This window comes from Campylobacter sp. 2018MI13, from assembly GCF_018501135.1.
Lineage (GTDB): Bacteria > Campylobacterota > Campylobacteria > Campylobacterales > Campylobacteraceae > Campylobacter_E.
Genome location: NZ_JAHCZC010000026.1, coordinates 1 through 20,651 on the forward strand (window position 1 = coordinate 1; position 20,651 = coordinate 20,651).

The 20,651-nt window shown below is 27.9% G+C and carries 22 protein-coding genes and 1 pseudogene; 1 reads left to right on the top strand and 22 read right to left on the bottom strand.

Annotation, left to right across the window (positions count from 1 at the left end; all coding sequences use genetic code 11):
* From KJQ99_RS04000 to KJQ99_RS04090, 19 genes and pseudogenes are all read right to left on the bottom strand, one after another.
* Nucleotides 1–188 (bottom strand): annotated as a pseudogene (locus KJQ99_RS04000) (ArsS family sensor histidine kinase); the annotation flags it as partial.
* The gene (locus tag KJQ99_RS04005; RefSeq protein WP_214115742.1) at nucleotides 185–862 is read right to left on the bottom strand and encodes a response regulator transcription factor; all 678 of its coding nucleotides are present in this window, start codon (nucleotides 860–862) and stop codon (nucleotides 185–187) included. The pseudogene KJQ99_RS04000 and the gene KJQ99_RS04005, both read right to left, overlap by 4 nt.
* A gap of 233 nt (nucleotides 863–1,095) precedes the next feature.
* Nucleotides 1,096–2,331, bottom strand: a complete 1,236-nt coding sequence (locus tag KJQ99_RS04010; protein ID WP_214115743.1) for a type II secretion system F family protein — start codon at nucleotides 2,329–2,331, stop codon at nucleotides 1,096–1,098.
* A 3-nt stretch (nucleotides 2,332–2,334) separates the two neighbouring features.
* Entirely contained in the window at nucleotides 2,335–4,026 is a 1,692-nt protein-coding gene (locus tag KJQ99_RS04015) for a GspE/PulE family protein (protein WP_442862245.1), read from the bottom strand.
* A gap of 44 nt (nucleotides 4,027–4,070) precedes the next feature.
* On the bottom strand, nucleotides 4,071–4,607 hold the full coding sequence (locus KJQ99_RS04020; RefSeq protein ID WP_214115745.1) for a hypothetical protein: 537 nt from the start codon (nucleotides 4,605–4,607) through the stop codon (nucleotides 4,071–4,073).
* Nucleotides 4,604–5,476 carry a CDC27 family protein gene (locus tag KJQ99_RS04025; RefSeq protein ID WP_214150103.1) on the bottom strand — a complete coding sequence of 291 codons (873 nt, stop codon included), beginning with the start codon at nucleotides 5,474–5,476 and terminating at the stop codon, nucleotides 4,604–4,606. Before KJQ99_RS04025 ends, KJQ99_RS04020 begins: the two co-directional genes overlap by 4 nt.
* On the bottom strand, nucleotides 5,469–6,296 hold the full coding sequence (locus tag KJQ99_RS04030; RefSeq protein ID WP_214150104.1) for an ATP-binding protein: 828 nt from the start codon (nucleotides 6,294–6,296) through the stop codon (nucleotides 5,469–5,471). The genes KJQ99_RS04025 and KJQ99_RS04030 overlap by 8 nt, the downstream gene beginning before the upstream one ends.
* A gap of 9 nt (nucleotides 6,297–6,305) precedes the next feature.
* Nucleotides 6,306–7,928 (bottom strand): pilus (MSHA type) biogenesis protein MshL, encoded by a 1,623-nt coding sequence (gene mshL / locus KJQ99_RS04035; protein ID WP_214150105.1) that lies wholly within the window; start codon nucleotides 7,926–7,928, stop codon nucleotides 6,306–6,308.
* Nucleotides 7,906–8,274 carry a hypothetical protein gene (locus KJQ99_RS04040; protein WP_214115749.1) on the bottom strand — a complete coding sequence of 123 codons (369 nt, stop codon included), beginning with the start codon at nucleotides 8,272–8,274 and terminating at the stop codon, nucleotides 7,906–7,908. Before KJQ99_RS04040 ends, mshL begins: the two co-directional genes overlap by 23 nt.
* Nucleotides 8,274–8,969: a hypothetical protein gene (locus tag KJQ99_RS04045; RefSeq protein WP_214120104.1), complete on the bottom strand. Its 696-nt coding sequence runs from the start codon at nucleotides 8,967–8,969 to the stop codon at nucleotides 8,274–8,276. Before KJQ99_RS04045 ends, KJQ99_RS04040 begins: the two co-directional genes overlap by 1 nt.
* Nucleotides 8,966–10,654, bottom strand: coding sequence for a hypothetical protein (locus KJQ99_RS04050; protein WP_214150106.1), 1,689 nt, complete (start codon nucleotides 10,652–10,654; stop codon nucleotides 8,966–8,968). Before KJQ99_RS04050 ends, KJQ99_RS04045 begins: the two co-directional genes overlap by 4 nt.
* 18 nt (nucleotides 10,655–10,672) lie before the next feature.
* Nucleotides 10,673–11,542 (bottom strand): GTPase Era, encoded by an 870-nt coding sequence (gene era / locus KJQ99_RS04055; RefSeq protein ID WP_214150107.1) that lies wholly within the window; start codon nucleotides 11,540–11,542, stop codon nucleotides 10,673–10,675.
* Nucleotides 11,539–12,858: an ATP-dependent protease ATPase subunit HslU gene (gene hslU / locus KJQ99_RS04060; RefSeq protein ID WP_214150108.1), complete on the bottom strand. Its 1,320-nt coding sequence runs from the start codon at nucleotides 12,856–12,858 to the stop codon at nucleotides 11,539–11,541. Before hslU ends, era begins: the two co-directional genes overlap by 4 nt.
* A 2-nt stretch (nucleotides 12,859–12,860) precedes the next feature.
* A complete protein-coding gene (gene hslV / locus KJQ99_RS04065) occupies nucleotides 12,861–13,397 on the bottom strand; it encodes an ATP-dependent protease subunit HslV (protein WP_214115754.1) in 537 nt (178 codons plus the stop codon).
* Nucleotides 13,397–13,840 (bottom strand): 50S ribosomal protein L9, encoded by a 444-nt coding sequence (gene rplI / locus KJQ99_RS04070; protein ID WP_214120108.1) that lies wholly within the window; start codon nucleotides 13,838–13,840, stop codon nucleotides 13,397–13,399. Before rplI ends, hslV begins: the two co-directional genes overlap by 1 nt.
* A 99-nt stretch (nucleotides 13,841–13,939) precedes the next feature.
* Nucleotides 13,940–14,656: a tetratricopeptide repeat protein gene (locus KJQ99_RS04075; protein ID WP_214150109.1), complete on the bottom strand. Its 717-nt coding sequence runs from the start codon at nucleotides 14,654–14,656 to the stop codon at nucleotides 13,940–13,942.
* 2 nt (nucleotides 14,657–14,658) lie between these two features.
* Complete coding sequence (locus KJQ99_RS04080) at nucleotides 14,659–15,141, bottom strand: DUF3972 domain-containing protein (RefSeq protein WP_214115757.1); 483 nt, start codon at nucleotides 15,139–15,141, stop codon at nucleotides 14,659–14,661.
* Between the two features lie 8 nt (nucleotides 15,142–15,149).
* A complete protein-coding gene (locus KJQ99_RS04085) occupies nucleotides 15,150–16,397 on the bottom strand; it encodes a peptidase U32 family protein (RefSeq protein WP_214115758.1) in 1,248 nt (415 codons plus the stop codon).
* Complete coding sequence (locus KJQ99_RS04090) at nucleotides 16,397–17,113, bottom strand: chemotaxis protein (protein WP_214115759.1); 717 nt, start codon at nucleotides 17,111–17,113, stop codon at nucleotides 16,397–16,399. The genes KJQ99_RS04085 and KJQ99_RS04090 overlap by 1 nt, the downstream gene beginning before the upstream one ends.
* A gap of 83 nt (nucleotides 17,114–17,196) precedes the next feature.
* Here KJQ99_RS04090 and glnA point away from each other — a divergent pair, with 83 nt between their 5' ends.
* Nucleotides 17,197–18,627: a type I glutamate--ammonia ligase gene (glnA, locus tag KJQ99_RS04095; protein WP_214115760.1), complete on the top strand. Its 1,431-nt coding sequence runs from the start codon at nucleotides 17,197–17,199 to the stop codon at nucleotides 18,625–18,627.
* Nucleotides 18,628–18,657: 30 nt separating this feature from the next.
* Here glnA and KJQ99_RS04100 read toward each other — a convergent pair whose 3' ends face one another.
* From KJQ99_RS04100 to KJQ99_RS04110, 3 genes are all read right to left on the bottom strand, one after another.
* Complete coding sequence (locus KJQ99_RS04100; protein ID WP_214115761.1) at nucleotides 18,658–19,005, bottom strand: cupin domain-containing protein; 348 nt, start codon at nucleotides 19,003–19,005, stop codon at nucleotides 18,658–18,660.
* A 61-nt stretch (nucleotides 19,006–19,066) separates the two neighbouring features.
* On the bottom strand, nucleotides 19,067–19,948 hold the full coding sequence (locus KJQ99_RS04105) for a glycosyltransferase family 9 protein (protein ID WP_214150110.1): 882 nt from the start codon (nucleotides 19,946–19,948) through the stop codon (nucleotides 19,067–19,069).
* The coding region (locus KJQ99_RS04110; protein WP_214150111.1) for an LpxL/LpxP family acyltransferase at nucleotides 19,945–20,651 on the bottom strand (707 nt) is incomplete at its 5' end. The genes KJQ99_RS04105 and KJQ99_RS04110, both read right to left, overlap by 4 nt.

Sequence of the window (20,651 nt, forward strand, 5' to 3'; positions counted from 1 at the left end):
AAATCATCTTCAGTAATTGCATTATTTAATTCTTGGAGTTTTAAATTCGCTAAGTAAGAATATCTAGCGTTTAGTTCGTTTGAATAATTATCCTTATCATAATTAATCAACCAAATAAACGCCATTCCTATAGTTGAAGTAGCTAATATAAAAATAAAAGTAATTACATAAAAAATACTAGATTTCATTGTGTTAGCTTATAACCAATTCCCCTAATTGCGTGAATATGAGTTGGAGTTTTGCTATCATCACTAATTTTTTGTCTTATTCTAGAAATAATTACATCTATACTTTTATTAGAACTTTCTTCATTAATTGAAGAACAATTGTAAATTAATTCTTCGCGGCTAACTACACCACCTTCTTTTTTAATTAAATAACTTAAAATATCAAATTCTGCATTTGTTAAAACTAATTCTTTGCCCCTAAAATAAATAGCGTGTTTAAATTCATCATATTCTAAAGTCTTGTTGCTATGCTCGTTTGCACTTATTTGAATTTGTTCAAATCTTCTTAAATGTGATGTAATTCTAGCTTTTAATTCTTTTGGATCATACGGTTTTGGTAAATAATCATCAGCGCCTAATTCTAAAGCTTCTACCTTATCATTTATATCGTGTCTTGCAGATGATACTATAATTGGACTAGTATATTTTTTTCTAATTTCTTTACATACTTCAAGTCCGTCCATTCCAGGCAATGTTAAATCTAATATAATCAAATCATATGTAGTAAGATTTAATTTTGACAATCCAATATATGGTTCATCAGCAATATCAACTTTCATATCATATTGCTCTAAATATTCTTTTAAAATTTCTGCTAATTCTAAATCATCTTCAATCATTAATATTCTAGTCATTTTAACTCCTTTAAATAATTACTAATACAGATAAAACCTTATCAAAATCTATAATTTATATTATAAACCAAATAGCTTACAAAGATTATTTTAATTCATTAAAATTAAAACTATTTATCAAATTAAAAAATATTGTAGCTTAGTGATTGTATAGAACTTAGTTAAATTATTGTAAATTCAAACTAATAAAGAAATGTATTATCTTTAGTCAAATTCTTGACTAAAGATTTTATTTAGCTTTTTACAGCGCTTCCTAAATCCCACATAGGCATAAAAATACCAAGTGCTAAGAAAAGAACCATACCAGCAATAAATAACATAAGAATTGGCTCAATATAGCTTGATAGGTTATCTATAATATTATTAAATCTTTCCTTATAATACCCAGTAACTTTTTCAAGCATTGCATCTAATTGACCACTGGCTTCACCTGCTTTAATCATTTGAATAAGCATATTCTCATAAAGTTCTGTTTCTTTAAAAGATTCAGTTAAGCTAAGCCCTCTTGAAATTGAAACTTTAGTAGCATTTAATTTATTTTTCATAGTTGTATTAGATATTGTTCTAAGTGAAGTATCAAGTGCATCTGCAATAGGAATACCTGCTCTTACTAGCTCTGTAAAAATAAGATTAAATCTACTCATAGTAGCAAATAAAATAATCTTTCCTATTAGATAAGTTTTTAAAGCATATCTATCAACTAAAGCTTTATAATTATCATTAATTCCATAAAATCTTTTACTAGCAAATATCCCACCAATAAGCACAACTAAAACATATATCCCATAATTTCTTAAAGTATGCTCAATAAATAACAAAGCCTTGGTAGCAGGTGGTAAATTAGCCCCTAATTGTTCAAATATCTCCTTAAACTGCGGAACAACAACAAGCATTAAGATAGTAAATGCTATAGCAATAGCTGTAACAACTATTATAGGATACCTTAAAGCCTTTTTAAACTTTTGTTGATTGTCATATAATTCTTGTAAAATTTCTGCAAGTTTTTTTAAACTTTCACCCAATTTACCAGTGCTTTCACCTAGCTTAACCATAGCTAGTGTAATATCGCCTAATTCAGCTTGAAATGGCTCAAGTGATAAACTTATACTAAGACCAGCATTCAAGTCCTCATAAACTTTAGAAAAAATCTCTTTTACCCTTTTATTTGCACTTGAATTTGCAACTTCTCTCACACTATCATGGATAGAAATACCAGCACCAGCCATAACACCTAATTGGTTAATTGAAGCAATCAAATCAGGTAATTTTATAGTAGGTTTAAAAAAAGATAAATTTTTTAATTTATCAACAGCACTTCCTAGCGAAACGGTTTGAACTTCGCCAGCCTTTACTATACGACCTAAATTTTTATTTTTAGCTTGTTCAACAGCACTTGCCTTGCTTTGTGCTGTTAGAGTTAAGACCTTTTTTTGTCCTTTACTAATATACTCAACTTGAAATTTCTTCATTTATTACTCTTTCGCAACTCTTAATACTTCATCAACACTAGTAACACCCTTAGCAGCTCTTACTATACCATCATGAAACATATCAACAAAACCTTCTTCATAAGCTACTTTTCTAATCTCTTCTTTAGATGCACCCGCTGCAACCATAGAAGAAATTCTATCGCTGATTGGTAGAATTTCACTTATCATTTCACGACCAGTATAGCCTGTTTGAGAACATTTAGGGCAACCTACAGGCTTATAAAATTGTGGATTTTCTACTTCTTTTACATACTTTTCAATTCTTGAATAAAAATTATCAGGTAATTTTGTAACTTGCTTGCAATTAGGGCAAAGCTTTCTTACAAGTCTTTGTGCTTCAATTGCTGTTAATGCACCACTAACCATATAAGGCTCAACCCCCATATCAACTATCCTAGTAACGGCTGAAACTGCGTCATTCGTGTGAAGAGTTGAAAATACTAAGTGTCCTGTAAGTGCTGCTTGAATAGCAATTGTTAATGTTTCAGCATCCCTAATCTCACCTATCATTATAATATCAGGGTCTTGTCTTAGAATAGACCTAAGTGCAGCTGCAAATGTTAGCCCTGCTTTTTCATTAACATGCACTTGCTGAATTAAATTTAATTGATATTCTACAGGGTCTTCAACCGTGATGATTTTAGTCTCAACACTTTTCATATCATTAAGCGCAGCATAAAGAGTAGTTGTTTTACCACTTCCCGTTGGACCAGTTACAAGAATAATCCCATAAGGTGCATGCATTGCTGCTTGAAATCTTTCAAGATTTGTAGGGTGCATTCCAAGATTGCCTAGACTAATTAAAATCTTTGATTTATCAAGTATCCTTAAAACTATACTTTCGCCATTTATAATAGGTAATGTTGAAATACGAAAATCATATTCTTTATCTAAAACCCTAGCAGAAAATCTACCATCTTGTGGTTTTCTTTTTTCTGCAATATCCATATTTGATAAAAGTTTCATTCTAGAAACCATTGGTGGATATATATCTTTATCAAAAATAAATATTTCAGTTAGCATACCATCAATCCTACCACGAACAATGCAGTTTGTCTCGGTTGGTTCAATGTGAATATCGCTTGAGCGATTTACAATACAAGTTCTAAGGATAACTTCAATTAATTTTAAAATTCCAGAGCTATCTTGCTCTCCACCAGTCATTGTAGGATCAGAGCTTAACTCTTTTCTAATATCATTGATAATATCTTTTATGCTTTCATTTAATTGAATTTTACTTAAATATCTATCAATTTGAGATGGATGTGCGACATAGTTTTTAACAAGTTTTCTACTAAATAAATGTTGAACTTTATCTTGAGTTTCTAAATTAAATGGTTCTTTATATGCTACATATAAATTAATTTCATCTTCTTTAAAAGGTAAAAATCCATAGTTTGATAAAACTGAATACTGAATTTTTTCAGAAATCTTATAATTAATATCAACTGAATCTAAATCTATATATTCAAATCTTAATTTTTGTGCAATCTTTTCTAAAAATTCTTTATTACCTATTTCAAAATGTAATGCAATATCATCTAAAGTAATACCATTAGTCTTATAAAGGTCAATCAATAAAGATTCTAATGTGCTTTCATCTAAAACGCTTTTTAAATAATTTAACTTATCTTGTGGATTTTCAAAAGACATAATAGTGTCTTTTAATTCCATTTTTCTTCTATATACTAAAACTCCTAAACGATCTACAAATTCCATTACCAGTACTCTTTCACTTCTAATATTTGATTGTTTGAATTTAAAATAGTTAAAACCATCTTAGTAAATGGTTTATCAAATCTCAAACTCATTTCATAGATTTTATCATTATATCTAAAAATATATTTATCATTTTCCTTTATATAATTACCTGATATATAATCATCATAAATATCAGATAAAATATAATCACACTTAGGTAGCTTAATAGAGCTTATATTAAGGTTATCAACTAGTGCTGAATGCAATAATTTTTTCTTATATAAAATAGTTGAATAGTAAACAGCATTAGCTCTTGCTTCTTTTGAATTTCTAAGTGCAATAATAACAGCTGATAGTTTGTTTATATAATCTGTTCTTAAACATGCAATACCATACAAATTCATCAATCCATCATCTTGATTTTTTACAGCTAAATCATATACTAAATTATTGCATACTTTTGAATATTCTTGATTTTCAATAGCTTTATTAATATCTGCTAAACTAATAGCAAAACAATTTAAAGCTATTAATAAAAAAATAATTTTTCTCATAATTTACCTTCTTTAATTAAGTCTAAAGTTTGTTTAACACGAGTTGAGCTATTAGAATTTAAATAATTAGTTAAAGAATTAATAGCTTGCTCTTTTAAACCTAACTTATAACTTGCTTTTGCAAACATAACCCAAGATTTATCGTTTTTAACATCTAATTTATTTGCAGTCAATGCCCATTCTCTAGCGTTTTTAAAATCGCCTTTAGAATAATATACATCAGCTATATCTAAAGCAAAATATATACTATTAGTTTCAGAAAATTTTAATTTCAAATATTCTAAATCATCTAATTCTTTTTTGCTTTCTACCTTAGGTGTAGCCTTAGAATTTAAATCAGTAATAACTATTGTGTTAGTTTCTATATTTTTAGGTATATTTTTAATAATGTTATTATTTTTAATATTACTTGATTTTGTTTCACTTGTATTTGATTTAAAAGATGAGTTTTTAACATCTATATTCATAATACTTAATGATATAGTTTCATTATTTGTAGTATCTGATAAAGTAGTAGTATTAACTTCTTCTTGTTTAGGCATATCTACTAATTTTTTATCATTATCTGGCTTATTACTAATTACTTCTACTGGTTTATTGATAATATTTTTATTATCTAATATTTTTTCTTTTTCCAATTTAACCTTAGTATCATTTATAATCTTTTTAACTTCATTATTACTTTTTTTTACATTAGTTTCTAATTCGCTAGCACCTTTTGAGTATGCAAAATATATTAAAGCAGATATAAAAATAACAAATATAATAAAAGCTAATATGTATAAAAAGATATACTTTTTCTTTTTTTTCTTACTTGAATAAATTTTCCATTTATTTTCTAATTCTATAACTTCATGTAAATTAAGCATTTAATAAACCTTTATCAAGAGCAGCCATTTCTAATACTTTTTCATTGATTTTTGGATTACTAAACTCACTAAATCTTTCTTGCTCGTAAAATTCATATATTTCAAATGCTTTATACAATAACATATTAACAGTTCTTAAGTTTCCTTTAGTAACGCTATATATAAACTTATAATTTTTATTACTAAAAAATCCTTTATCCAAACCATTCTTTAAAGTTTCTAATTTCTTATTAATATAAGTTTTAATTTCATCTTCACTAGATTCACTAAGTTCAATACTTTCCCAAATTCTAGTAGTAAAATGCTCTTGAGCTAAAATATCCTCATCAGCAATTGTCTTATGAACTGTAAATAAGAATTTAAACATTCTAGTATCTGATAGTAGTCTAATTTTTTCTATTAATATATTAGGATACATTTGAGCTTCATCAAGCATTACCATATATCCATCGTATTTTAATTCTTCGGGAGTTTGAGTAACTTTATCTTTAAAAATTCTTAAAAAATCTTCGTATTTTTCAATCTCTATATATTCATTAAAAATTTTTCTATGCAACTCTGTGTAAAATCCTGATTCTGAATAAAATGGCTGTTCTAATAATATAATCTTTTTATTTTTTTCTTTTAAATCTTTTTCTATTTTATTTAATAAAAAAGTCTTACCACAACCTGGCTTACCATAAAACAATACTAATTTTAGAGGCTTTTCTAATGAAGTTATAATCTTATGATAAGCAATCTTAGATTTATCAAGATTGATAAATCTAAGGCTTTCTAAATTGTCTATAAATAATTCTTTAGCTAATGTATATTTATTCAATAGCAACCCTTATTCAACATTATTTATTGAATCAAATTCTTCTGCTTTTTCTTTAAATAAGTTTTTAGTAGCAGTAGGTTTTAAATCTTCTTTATAATCTAGTGCTAAAGAGTATCCTAAATCTTCTAAAGATTTTCTTACTTCTTCTTTATCTTTAGTAAAATCAACAACATGCGGAGTGATAACAAACACTAATTCTGTTTTTTCTTTTGATTTTTGTTTAGAGCCAAATAATTTTCCTAATAAAGGAATGTCTTGTAATACCGGAATTCCATTTTTACTAAATAATTCAGAATCAGTAATAAGACCACCTAAAACAATAGTCTCTCCATCTCTTACTTGAACAACTGTTGATAATTTCTTTTGTTTTGTATCTGGAGCAACAACCCTATAGCCATCTTTAACTTTTTTATCTTCAATATTTATTAGCTCACTAATGCTTGGATTAATTCTTAGCATAATTTTATTATCATCTGATATTTCAGGTAAGATATTTAATAAAATACCTACGAAAATTGATTTTTCTTCATCAGCATCACCCGTGCTACCACTATCTGTAGTTGTGCTACTTCCTTTTAATTTATAATTATATGTATCACCAACCGTGATTAATGCTTGTTGGTTATTTAAAGTTGCGATTTTAGGACTTGAAACAACTTTAACATCTCCACTTTCTTTAAGAAAATTTATCATACCTGTTAGGTTAATACCCATATTAATAGCTATATTTTCATCTCCGTGCCATCTACCTTTATCGGTTTTACCCCAAAATACATTAGAAGTATTTTTTTTATCAGTTAAAATAATAGTGCCATTAGCAGTGTTTCCAATAAGATTTGTAAGAGATGCTCCGGTAGTATCAAATCCTAAATTAAATTGTGTCCAATCTATACCTGTTTTATGAGATTTATTAAGGCTTACTTCAATAATTGAAACATCAATTACTACTTGTTTTTTAAGTGATTCTTGAACTTGATTTAAATAAGTTTCAATCCTATCTAAAATTTCATTACTTGAAGTAACTGTGATTAAACCTGCATTAGCATTGATTGTAGGAGGTGTAATAGGAATATTTTGACCTGAATTTTGAACTATTTCTGAAATCTCTTTGCCTATGTTTTTCCAAAAATCAAATTCTTCTTTAGTTTCAATCATATTATCACTATCTGAACTTGAACCTGAACTTGAACTTGAGCTACTGCTATCGCTGCTGCTTGCTTGAGATTCAACATTTGCCTTAGTAATAGCACTACCCTTACGAACTGAAGTAATATAATCTAATTTAAATGTTTTAGTATTTAAACCTTGAATTTTTAAGATATTATTTGAAAAATCATAATCTAAACCTTGTTCAGCAATAAGCAAATCAAAAATGCCATTAATATGCATATTTTTAATGCTTATTCCATCTTGTCTAGTACTCAATATTCCTTTTGAATATGAATCTTTATAAACTACACTAAAATCACATACTTTTGATAATTGATTAATTATTTCGTAAGCTGAAGTATCTTCTTTATTTACTTTAATATCAAAAGCTCTTTTTGAGCAATCTGCTGCACTTAATGAGCTAGATAGCATTAGCGCTGCACTTAAAGATATAATAGTTTTATTTAACACTGATTTGAACATTCTGATTATCCTTTAAATTAAGTTCTACATAATTAATTGAATTTGAAAGACCAACTCTTTCATTATTAATACTAACTACCCTATAACCTGCAGTAATTATTTCGTTTAAACCATACCATTTTTGATTGATTTTCACTCTTTTATCTACAATAGCATATAAAGTAAAAGTTATAACCTCGTCTGATTTGATTTTGTCCTTATAAAAAGGATCATTTGTTTTTGTAATTTCAAGATAGTCTATTGTATTTCTAACTTGAACTAATTCATTAAATTTATTGTCAAGTTCTGTTCTTGTCATAGCAAAAATTGCTTGAATACAAACTAATATACATAATACTTTTTTCATTAATATTTAATCCCCCATATTGAGATTTTAACATCAGCTTGAATGTCATTTGTATAAACTTTGTTATTTTCGCCACCATTATTATCCTTATTAGGATTATCTGTAGGCTCAATTTTGTATAGTTTAAGCATATTTACATCTACAACATCAATTGATTTTTCTAAGCTATTTACAAAATGTAAAATATTTTGGAATTTACCAGTTAAAGAAAATTGAACATTAAAAACTTCTTCTACTTTTTGACTTACCAAATCATTTACACTACTTCTTACATCACCTAAAACTACTTGATATTTTTTAGATAATTCATTAATTTTAGCCATAAACTCAGACCAATTTTTTTGATTATATAATAATTTTGATGCTTCTTTTAATTTATCATCAAAATACATATTCTCATCACTGATTTCTTTTCTTGCTTTTTCTTCGCTAATGATATCTTGTGTTAATTTTTGTATTCTTGAGTTTTGCTTTTCTCTTTCAATAAAATCATCAAGTCTTCTTAACTCTTCTTTAGCTTTATTTAATAATTCTGTTTGTTCTGCCACATACTGCTCTGAACTCTCATATGTATAATCATAGATTAAATAACCAAATAAAAATACACACATAAATATACTCATATAGAATATATTAGTATTAGGCTGCTTTTCGTAATAATTATCTATTTTATCAAAAATACTACCTTGTTTCATCTTAAAACCTTTATTACAATATTACTTTCATGCTCTTTATCTTTATCATCAAGATTTAATATCTTAATCAATACATCTCTTGATTCAATACTATAAGTATCATCAGCACCTATTTCTTTTAAGAATGAAGTTATACCTGTTGAAGTTCCTTTTAAATTAACATTTATAATATCATTATCAAAAGACATACTTGTTACTTTAATATTGCTTTGATTTAAGATGCTAGCCATTTTTGTAGCTGCACTAGCTTTTGATAGATAATTAACTTTTTTATCATAAATATTATCTAAAAGTGTATATCTAAATTCTAAAGTTCTTCTAGCTTCATTTACTTCAGCTGATAAACTAGATAATCTACTTTCAAGGTTTTTAATTTCATTATCAATTCTTGTATATTCTGTTTGTTTAGCAGGAATTTTTTCACTAGTATCTCTTTCTTCTACTTCAATAAATTTACCATTTATATAATTATATATAGGATAAATACTAGCCAATACAATAACAGCCAAAATTGATAAAATTAACTTCCCAGAATATCTCTTCGCAAAAGGTGGTGGTCTTAAGAATGTAGATATGTTAAATACATCATTTGGCATTTTTAATTGTTCATTAGCTCTTAACAAGCTTAATAAAACAAATGGATTAATCCTTAATTCTCCGCCTTCTTTTTCAGGAGTAGTTGTAAATTCAGAAGGTGTATTAACCTCAACGGTAAAATTTCTAATATTTTTAAATAAATCATATTTAATTTTATGGATATTAACAAATTCTGCTACTTCAAGACTATTAATTCCAATTTCAACTTTATTATTAAGCATAGTTTCAAGTATAATATCATCATCAAGACACCTAAAGCAAGAAAACAATACTTCAACTTTTTTTAAGAAATTTTGACTTAACCCAATATCAGTTCCTACAAATACTTTTGTAATAGTAACATTATCTAATTGAGCACCTCTTAATATTAAAGATAAATTGTTAATTAAGAATTTAAAAGACTCGCTTAAAACCTTATTAAGTGAAACTCTTTTTGCATCATCTACATGGTCAAAACCATATTTTGATAATTCATTTAAAAACATATGTTCAGGAATTCTCTCTCCTAAATCATGAGAAAAACTACCATGCAACATATCTATGCTAAGTTTATTAATAATCTTATAGTTTATTAATTCTCCATCTTTATACACGGTAAGTGTTGTATATGTTTTATGAAAATATATAAATACTTGAACTCCATCACTTTCTATAAGTTTGCTTGTATAATAATTTTGATACATCAATGGTTCAATATCTATATAATCAATATACTGAAGCTTATTAGCTACATCTTTAAATTCTGTTTCAATTTTTTCATTTTCTACTACAAATACATTATATACTGTATTAATTCCCATACTAGCATTAGAAATACTATAAGATATCTTATAATCCTTGTCTATATCTAATTCTAACACTTCATAAGTTTTGTTTGTAATTATACTGATTTCATCCTCATCTGTATCGTTTGGAACCTCAACAGAAGCATACTTTACATTTTCACCTGGCATATAGGTAATATTGTAAGCAGAATTGCTTTTTTCCTTAACGGTAATTTCACTAAGGACATTATCAGCAAGTTTATAGAGTTTTTTTGTACTTGAATCAAAAGCGACCAATTCTCTTTTTTTCGCTGTTTTCGCCATTTAAATACCTTTTATTTTTTATTGTTTTAAGCCTACTTTTTTTAAAAAGTTCTCATTATCGTACCATTTTTTTTGAACTTTTGCAACCAACTTTAAGTTAATTTTTAATAAAAAAACTTCAGCAATTCTTTTCCTAGCGACTATTCCAATACGCTTAATTGTATTAGCATTTCGACCAATTAGCATTGCTTTATGATTTTCTGAATCTGTAATAATATCGGCATAAATAGTTAAAAAATTATCTTTTTCTATAATTTTATTAATTAACACTTCACAACAATATGGCAATTCATCACTAAGATTTTGATAAATGCTTTCTATTATTAATTCTTTAATAACATCTTTAGTTGTTTTATCAGTGCTAAATTCTGGGTCAAAAAAATATGGGTGTTCTGGTAAATACTTTACCATCTCATCTAATAATTTATTTTTATAAAATTTATTTTTTGATGAATAAGGAATGATATTATGAACAATATCTAATTTATTAAATTCTTCTAATTTATCCAATAATTTTTTAGGTTCAACCAAATCAACTTTGTTTATAACTACAATATGCTCAACCTTTGGCTTTAAATCTAAAAATTTTTTATATTCATCTAAACTATCAAAAATACTCATAACGAATACAATCAAATCACACTCATCTAAGCTCTTTTTAGCAGCTTCTATTAATAGTTGATTAAAATTCTTATTGCTTTCGTGTAGGCCTGGAGTATCTATTAATATTATTTGATTTTCATCGTGCATTATTACCACATTCATTTTTCTTCTTGTGGCATTTTCTTTATGTGATACTAGGCAAATATTTTCGCCTAGTAAAGAATTAATCATTGTGCTTTTACCGGCATTTGTTCTGCCGATTACACTTACAAAACCGCTTTTCATAAAATATATCTTGCTATATCTTGATTTTCTATAATAGAGCCTAATTTATCATCAACTAATTTTGTATCTATTACACAATCTTTATCTTTGTATTTATCACACTCATAAGAAATATCTTCTACTAATTTTTCAATAACAGTATGTAAGCGTCTAGCACCTATATCTTCCATACTTTCATTTGCTTGTGCTGCTATTTTTGCAATTTTTTTAATAGCATCATCTTCAAACACTAAATTAACTCCTTCAGTTTCTAAAAGGGCTTTATATTGTTTTAAAAGTGAGTTTTTAGGTCTTGTTAAAATCTCATATAATTCATCAGCACCCAAGCTATCAAGCTCAACTCTTAGTGGAAATCTACCTTGTAATTCAGGGATTAAATCACTTGGCTTACTTAAATGAAATGCACCTGCTGCAATAAATAATATATGATCAGTTTTTACATTACCTAATTTAGTATTTACTACACTACCTTCTACGATAGGTAATAAATCTCTTTGAACACCTTCTTTGCTAGGGTCTTGTCTGCTTGAATTACCCGAGCTTACCGCAACTTTATCTATCTCGTCAATAAAGATTATTCCTTCATTTTGAACTCTTTTTAAGGCTTCATCTTTAATACTTTCATTATCTAAAACACTATCTGTTAATTCAGTTTCTAAAACTTTTCTAGCGTCTTTAATTTTTAACTCTTTTTTCACTTTTTTATCAGCAATACCAATTACTTTTACCATCTCTTGCATACTTGCAAGTTCTGGTGGTAGATTTGGATTTGTCTCAAGTGAGCGTTGGGTTACATAAATTTCTATAACCTTATCTTCAAATTCTTTATTTCTTAGACGCTCTTTCATCTTTTCTAAGCTAGTTTCATACTCTGCTTGTTTTTCTTCACTAACACCTTTTGGTAATGGCGGTAATAATTTTTCTAAAATTTTATTTTCTATTAGTTCAGCTAATCTTGATTTGTTTTTTTCTAAATGCTCGTTTTTTACTAAAGTTAAAGCTGCATTAGCTAAATCTCTTACCATACTTTCTACATCACGACCAACAAAACCAACTTCAGTATATTTACTAGCTTCTACTTTAATAAAAGGTAAGCCCATTAATTTAGCAATTCTTCTTGCAATTTCTGTTTTACCAACACCTGTACTTCCTATCATTAAAATATTTTTAGGAACAACATCATCTTGCATACTTTCTTCAAGCTTTAATCTTCTATATCTATTTCTTAAAGCAATAGCAATTACCTTTTTAGCTTTTTCTTGACCTATTACATATTCATCTAAAAATTCAACAATTTCTTTAGGTAACATCTGCATTCTTAATCCCTTAATTCATAAGTAGTTATATTTGTGTTTGTATAAATACAAATCTCTCCTGCAATTTTAAGACTTTCTTTAACTAAAGTTAATTCATCTAAATTCGCATGATTATGCAATGCTCTTGCAGCACTAAGTGCGTATGCTCCACCACTTCCAATAGCACAAATGCACTCATCTTGTGGCACAACTACATCGCCTGTCCCGCTTAATAAAAAGATTTGTTTTCTATTTAAAACTATCATCATAGCTTCAAGTTTTCTTAAGTATTTATCTTTTCTCCACTCTTTTGAAAACTCAATAACAGCTCTTTCTAAATCTCCTTTTTTACTCTCAAGCATTTTTTCAAACATATCAAATAAAGTAAAAGCATCAGCAGTGCTTCCTGCAAAACCTGCTAATACTTTTCCTTCATAAAGCTTTCTAAGTTTTACTGCATTACCCTTTAAAACCGTATTTCCAAAAGTAACTTGCCCGTCACCACCAATTACTGAAGCATCTTTTCCTTTATAAGCTAAAATCGTAGTAGCGTGAAACATTAAGCACCTTTTACCACTACTACAAATTCAGCAACAATGCCATGACCTAATTTTGCACTCACTTTATACTCACCTTCTGCTTTAATAGCATAATCTTGAATGCTTTTTTTATCAAGTTCAAGGTTGAATTGCTCTTTAATAGCGTGTGAAATTTCATCTTTTGTAACTCCACCAAATAATGCTCCATTAGCACCTAATTGTTTTTTAATAATAACTTTTTTATCAGCTAAACTATCTTTTAATTTATTCATTAATTCAAGCTCATATCTGTCTTGCTCTTCTTTTTTCTTTAAATCACTTGCGTGTTTTCTAAGCACTTCTGTACTAGCAACTTTTGCAAAACCTTTACCAATTAAGAAATTTTGACCATAACCATCTTTTACTTCTTTAACTTCTCCGGCTTTACCTAAGCCTTTTACATCTTTAATTAATAAAACTTTCATAATTTCTCCTTTTTGTAATATTATTGATTGTAATAAAAAAAAGTATATTTTACGCAAATTATTATGTGGAATTTAAATCTATAATGAATGATTTAAATTCTAATACTTTATTTGATTAAGTATGTCGTAATTATAGCAACCCATCTGCTCGCCTAAATCACAAGCTTTTTTACTTAATTTAAGCGCTTTATTATAGTCTTCTTTTACACCTTCGCCATTAAAATAAGCAAGAGCTAAATTATTGCAAGCCATAGGATATTCTCCATCACAAGCTTTTTCATATAATTTAATTGCTTTATTGTAATCTTGTTTTACGCCTTTTCCTTCGCTATACGAAACGCCAGCATTATAACAAGCATTAAAAACTTCTCCATCGCAAGCTTTTTCATACAACTTGATTGATTTACTATAATCTTGCTTTACACCTTGTCCAATATAATAAGAATTACCTAAATTATAACACGCTTCAAAAACATCTGCATTACAAGCTTTTTCATATAAGTTATTTGCTTTTTTGTCATCTTGTTTTATACTTTTTCCATTTTTATATATCCAGCCTAAACCAAAACAAGCACCAAACTCATTTGCATCACAAGCTTTTTTAAATAATTTAATTACTTTTGAATAATCTTGCTTTACATATTTTTCTTGACTATAAATATAACCTAAAAAACTGCAAGACTTAAAATTATCTTTAGCACATTCTTTTTCCCAAATTTTAGCAGCTTTTTCGTATTCTTTATTTTTATAATACTCTAAACCTTGATTAGCAAAACAAAACACGCTAATAAATACAAATAATAATAATTTTCTCATTTTTATTCTTTAATATCTTTTTGATAATTTTCTACAGCTTTATTCCACATCAGTTTATATTTGCGTTTAAGATATTCAATTTCTTCTCTAGCTAATTCTAATTCTTTATTTAGAGTATCTATTACTTTTCTATCTTCATCGTAAAGCTCTTGCATAGAATAAAGTGCTTCTTTTAAAAAGGCATTTTCACCCCTTAAAACTTCTAAAGTTTCATCCTTTGCATCTAAGACTTTCTCGTGAAGATTAAGAATAGTTCCTATTGTCTTTTCTATAAAATTACCTGCAGGGGTATTTGCAATATCTTGAACTTCTATGTTTTTATCTTTTACAGGAACGATTGCAAAAGTTCCCGCATTTGCTTCTATTAAAAGCTTTTCATTTTCATATTTGTGTTTTAATGAACCACTTTTAATCATAGCCATTACAACTTCTTCATTCAAATGAACTAATTTGCAAAATTCACTAAGTTCAAGATATGTTTGCATAAAAACTCCTATGCTCTTAAAAAGCTAAATTCTGGCAATAAAGATGGGCTTAAAATCTCATTTATATTGCCACTATGTAATTCGCCAAATTCTTTGTTATTCTCATTTATAAGCTTTTTAAATTTACAAAAATATTTATCATCACGCTTATAAATTTCGCCTATTTCATTATTTACTAATTCAATATTTGCATTTAATGGAGCAAATATTTCATATTCATAATCTTTTTTAATAATTCCCTTACTAGCTATGCTTTTACCATTTTCACTAAACCCATGCACTTGCATTGTGCCTTGCATTATTGAAGTTTCGTGATTTTGAGTATCATCTTTTTCATAAGGTCTAGCCATTAAATACCCATCAGTAAATCCACGAGATTTTAAAGTATTTAACTCATCATCATATTTTTTTGCATCAAATTGATTGTTTAAAGTATCAATTACAGCTTGTTTGTAAGTTCTAGTTGCACAAGCTACATAATATTCACTCTTAGTTCTTCCTTCTATTTTAAAGGCATTTATGGCATTTTTTTCCATAATTTTATCTATATAATTAGCAAGCTTTAAATCTTTAGAATTAAAAATATGTGTTCCTAAATCATCTTCTACTATTCTAAATAAAGCATTATTTTCTGGATTTTTCGCATATAATTCATAAGGAAATCTACAATCATTAGCACATGCACCAAGATTTGAGCGTCTTCCACTCTGAACTGCTGATATTAAACACCTTCCACTATAAGCAAAGCACATTGAACCATGCACAAATGCTTCTATTTCAATATCTGCATTTTTTGCTATATCACAAGCATCTTTTAAGCCTAATTCTCTAGCAATCACAACTCTTTTTGCACCTAATTCTTTATAAACTAAAGCATCTTCATAATTTAAAATATTTGCTTGAGTGCTAACATGGATAGGAATATTAGGAGCTATTTGTTTTGCTAATCTCATAGCACCTATACTAGCGATTATTAACGCATCAGGTTTTAACTCAGCAAGTAAGGCTAAATGTCTTTTAAGACCTTCTAATTGAGCACTCACATGAAAACCATTAACCGTTGCATAAACTTGCACACCTTTGCTATGAGCATATTTTATACCTTCTGCAAAGCTAGTTTCATCAAATTCTTTAGCAGCACGAGAGCGTAAAGAAAACGATGAAAGTCCTGCATAAACAGCATCAGCACCATAATTTACAGCAATTTTTAATTTTTTTAAATTACCTGCTGGAGCAATTATTTGTGGAGTTAGCATTATTTTTTACCTAATGACGCAATTAATGCTTCAATATCATCATTTGTAACCAAATCAGCTGTGCTATCTCCTTCAATATGAACAGCACTACTAACTCTTTTTTCATCATCAATCCTGCCTTCAAACAAGCTATTCATATACTTAGATAATGCTCTCATTACATTAATTACACGCTCAATTTTTTGTCTATGAATATCTTGATATTGCATAGCGTCCATTGCCATCATAGCTTCATCTTGTCCCATTGCTAAATTATCTAATGCTTCATCAATTTTTGCTAATTGTTCTTTGCATTCAGCTAAACATTCACTAAATTTATTAACATTAGGAAATTTCTCATTTAAAGTTGTAAATAACTCAACTTGATTTTGAACTGATTTTTTAAAGGTTTTTATAATCTTTTCAGCAGTTGCAAAATAATCCATCATTGTTTCAATTTTTTCAAGTAATTCAGTAGCTTTAACTTCACTATCACGAGTTACATCATCTAATTGATTTACAACTTTATGATCTTCTGTTGGTGGTGGTGGTGGCCAAGATTTCCTTGAATCTGGTCTATATGATTTATATTCTTCTTCTAAACTCAATTCTTCATCTTCTAAATCTTCAATTGCTTCACTAGGCTCTACAACTTCTTCTTTTATATCATTAACAATTTCATCTTCAAAATCATCAAGCCCACCAGCCATTAAAGCATCTAATTCTTCTTGCGTCATTATTTTTCTTCCTTAAAATAATACTTAATTAAAAAATATTAGCTAAAATCATAGCTAATCAAATCTAACTTAAGGTTAAAAAAATGGCTAAATTTGTAAATAATGTTACCGAATTCTTTGATTTTTGCATAAGCAATGAAATAAAGTTTGTAGATTTTAGATTTACTTCTCTTGATGGCACTTGGAATCATCATACATACACTATGAAAAGTGTAACAAAAGATACACTTACTAATGGAATTCCTTTTGATGCAAGCTCATATAAAGGCTGGCAACCAATTGAAAAAAGTGATATGATATTAATCCCTGATGTTACAACAACTTTTATTGACCCATTTACAAGCGACAATACCGTTATTGTAATCTGTGATATTTTTGATGTTTATAAAAATGATTTTTATGAAAAATGCCCAAGAACAATAGCAAAAAGAACTCTTAAAATGCTAGAAAGTAGCGATATTGCTGATACTGCGTATTTTGGTGCTGAAAATGAATTTTTCATCTTTGATGATATTAAAATCGTAGATACAATGAATTATGCTATGTATCAAATAGACACAGAAGAAGGTGAATGGAATGATGGTAAGCATTATGAAGACGCTTATAACACCGGTCATCGCCCAAGAAGAAAAGGTGGTTATACTCCAGTTCCTCCTGTTGATAGTATGCAAGATTTAAGAGCTGAAATGGTTCAAGTTTTAGAGCGTGTTGGTATTGAATGCTTTGTTCATCACCACGAAAACGCACAAGGTCAAGGAGAAATCGGGGTTAAGTTTAATACTTTAGTAGAAGCTGCTGATAATGTTCAAATATATAAATATGTAGTAAAAATGGTAGCTCATCTAAATGGCAAAACTGCTACATTTATGCCAAAACCACTTCATCTTGATAATGGTAGCGGAATGCACGTTCATATGAGCTTATTTAAAAATGGCAAAAACTTATTCTATGATAAAAGTGGCTATGCAGGACTTAGCAAGACTGCAATTCATTATATAGGTGGGGTTTTAAGACACGCAAGAAGTGTAACAGCATTTACAAATCCAACTACTAATTCTTATAAAAGATTAATCCCAGGGTTTGAAGCTCCATCAATTCTAACTTACTCTTGTCAAAATCGTTCAGCTAGTTGTAGAGTGCCTTATGGAATTAACGAAAAAAGTGCTAGAGTTGAAATGCGTTTTCCTGATAGTTCTAGTAATGTGTATTTGGCATTTTCATCTATGCTTTTAGCAGGACTTGATGGAATTAAAAATGAGCTTACTGCAGCTGGACCTATGGATGAGAATTTATTTAAATTAAGCCTTGATGAAATTAGAGAAAAAGGAATAGAACAATTACCACATACTCTAAGGGGTGCTTTAGAGAGCTTAATCCGTGATAATGCTTATTTAAAACCTGCTTTTACTGATGTTTGCATACAAGATTATCAACATATGAAGTTTAAAAATCAAGTTTGGCCAGTAGAACAACGCCCAACTGCATACGAATTTAAAACTACATATTCTTGCTAATTATTTAGAGGTTGAAAAACCTCTAAAGTATTAATCAATTTGAACGCTTTTTACCCTACTAAAATTATCATTTTTTGCAAGACTTAGTCTAATTATACTATCTTCATTAGCAATTAAACTATGATTAATATTAGCAGCTACTTTTATACTCATCAAATCTTTTAGATTTATACTTTTATTATCAATTATAAACTCAATATCCCCTTTTAAAACTTGAACCACAATCACTCCTGGAGCTTTATGCTCTTGCATAATTTTACCTTTTGGTAAAATAATTTGGATTTCTTTGTTTGCTTCATCATCATAAATTGGAGTTATTTTTAACTCACTTGAATTACCTTGCCAATCTTTTACTTCATAAATTACATTAAATTTCATAAAATCTCCTTTGAATAATTTTAGGAGTATTTTACTCTTTAAAGAAATAAAAAGACTTGATTTATCTCATTTGTTCTAATACAAATTCAGGTGTCATTTGTTTCATACAATTGTGGTGCTTTAAAGGGCATACTCTTTTCATACAAGGCGAACAGGCTAAATTGATACTAAAAACTTTTGCATTTTTGCAAAATGGTGAAGTTTGTTTAATATTTGTAGCTCCGAAAAATGCTAGAACTTTTATATTAAAACTAGCACCTAAATGCATAATTCCACTATCATTTGCCAATAAATAATCAAGACTAGAAACTGCTAAAGCCAATCTTTTAATATTAGTTCTACCGCACAAATTAATGGCTTTTATATCGTATTTTTTAAGTTCATCTTCAATAAAATTACAAATTCCAGCTTCATTCTTAGTCCCAAAAAGTATTATTTTATGCTCTTTAAAAGTGCTAGCAATTTTTGCAAAATAACTAGGCTCATAGCATTTAGCTGCACCATAATTAGCACCAGCTGCTATTCCTATTAGTTTTCTTGTTTTAAGCTTTTTAAAAGGTAAAGCTGTGTTTAATTGCTCGTCTAATCCAAGTGGCTTTATTAGATTAAAATATTTTAAAAATTGATGAGTATTATCACTTTTGTTTGCTTTAAAATAAAATTTTTTCTTAGCATTTAATATAAATAACAAAAACTTAGATGACAAACTTGCTTTAAATGAAATTCCTAAATCAAATTCTTCTTTTAAAGCCTTAATTTGCTTTAATCTTTGTTTTTTTATCTCTACTACAATTTCACCTAAATCCTTATAAAGCTCACAAGCTACAAAACTTCCATAAAAAGTAATTTTTGCATTAGGATATTTTTTAATTAAAGCATTAATAGCACCAGCAGCCATAATAGCATCGCCTAGCCAATTAGGTAAATATATAAAAATTTTCAATACTCATCCCCATAAAATGTCTTAAATCTTTTGTGAAACCAAAAATACTCGCTAGGATTTTTTTCCCACATTTTTTTCGTACATTCTAATTGATAAAAGCTAAGTTCTTCTATTGTTTTTTCACTAGCCTTTAATGGCTTAAAAAACTCTATACAATAACCATCGCTAATTTCATAAATATAAACAGGCAATAAATAAGCATCACACCTTTTAGCTATAAGACTTGCTGCATTGCTTTGAGTAACTTTTCTACCATATAAAATAAACTCGCTACTTTCTTTAATATGTGCGTCTTGATCGCTTACAATTCCTACTAATTCATTATTGTTTAAAGCCTTAATCATAGGTCTTAAAGCATTTGTTTTTTCTATTAGTTTTACTCCGAAATTTTCTCTATATTTAGTAAGTATGGCATTAATTTTTGCACTCTCTAAGGCTCTTCCAATTATATTAATTTTACAATTATACTTAATAGCAACAGCAGATGGCAAAATCTCCCAATATCCATAATGTGCTGTTGTAAAAACTATTTTTGCATTAGCACTTAATAAATCTTGTAAATATTCTTCGTTTTTGAATAATTTTATTTGTTTTAATAATTTTTCTTGGCTTATATTTTGATTTTTTACCATTGATAATATATAAAAAGCAAATTTTTTATAAACTTGTTTGGTAATTTCTATACTTTTTGGAGCTTGTGTGA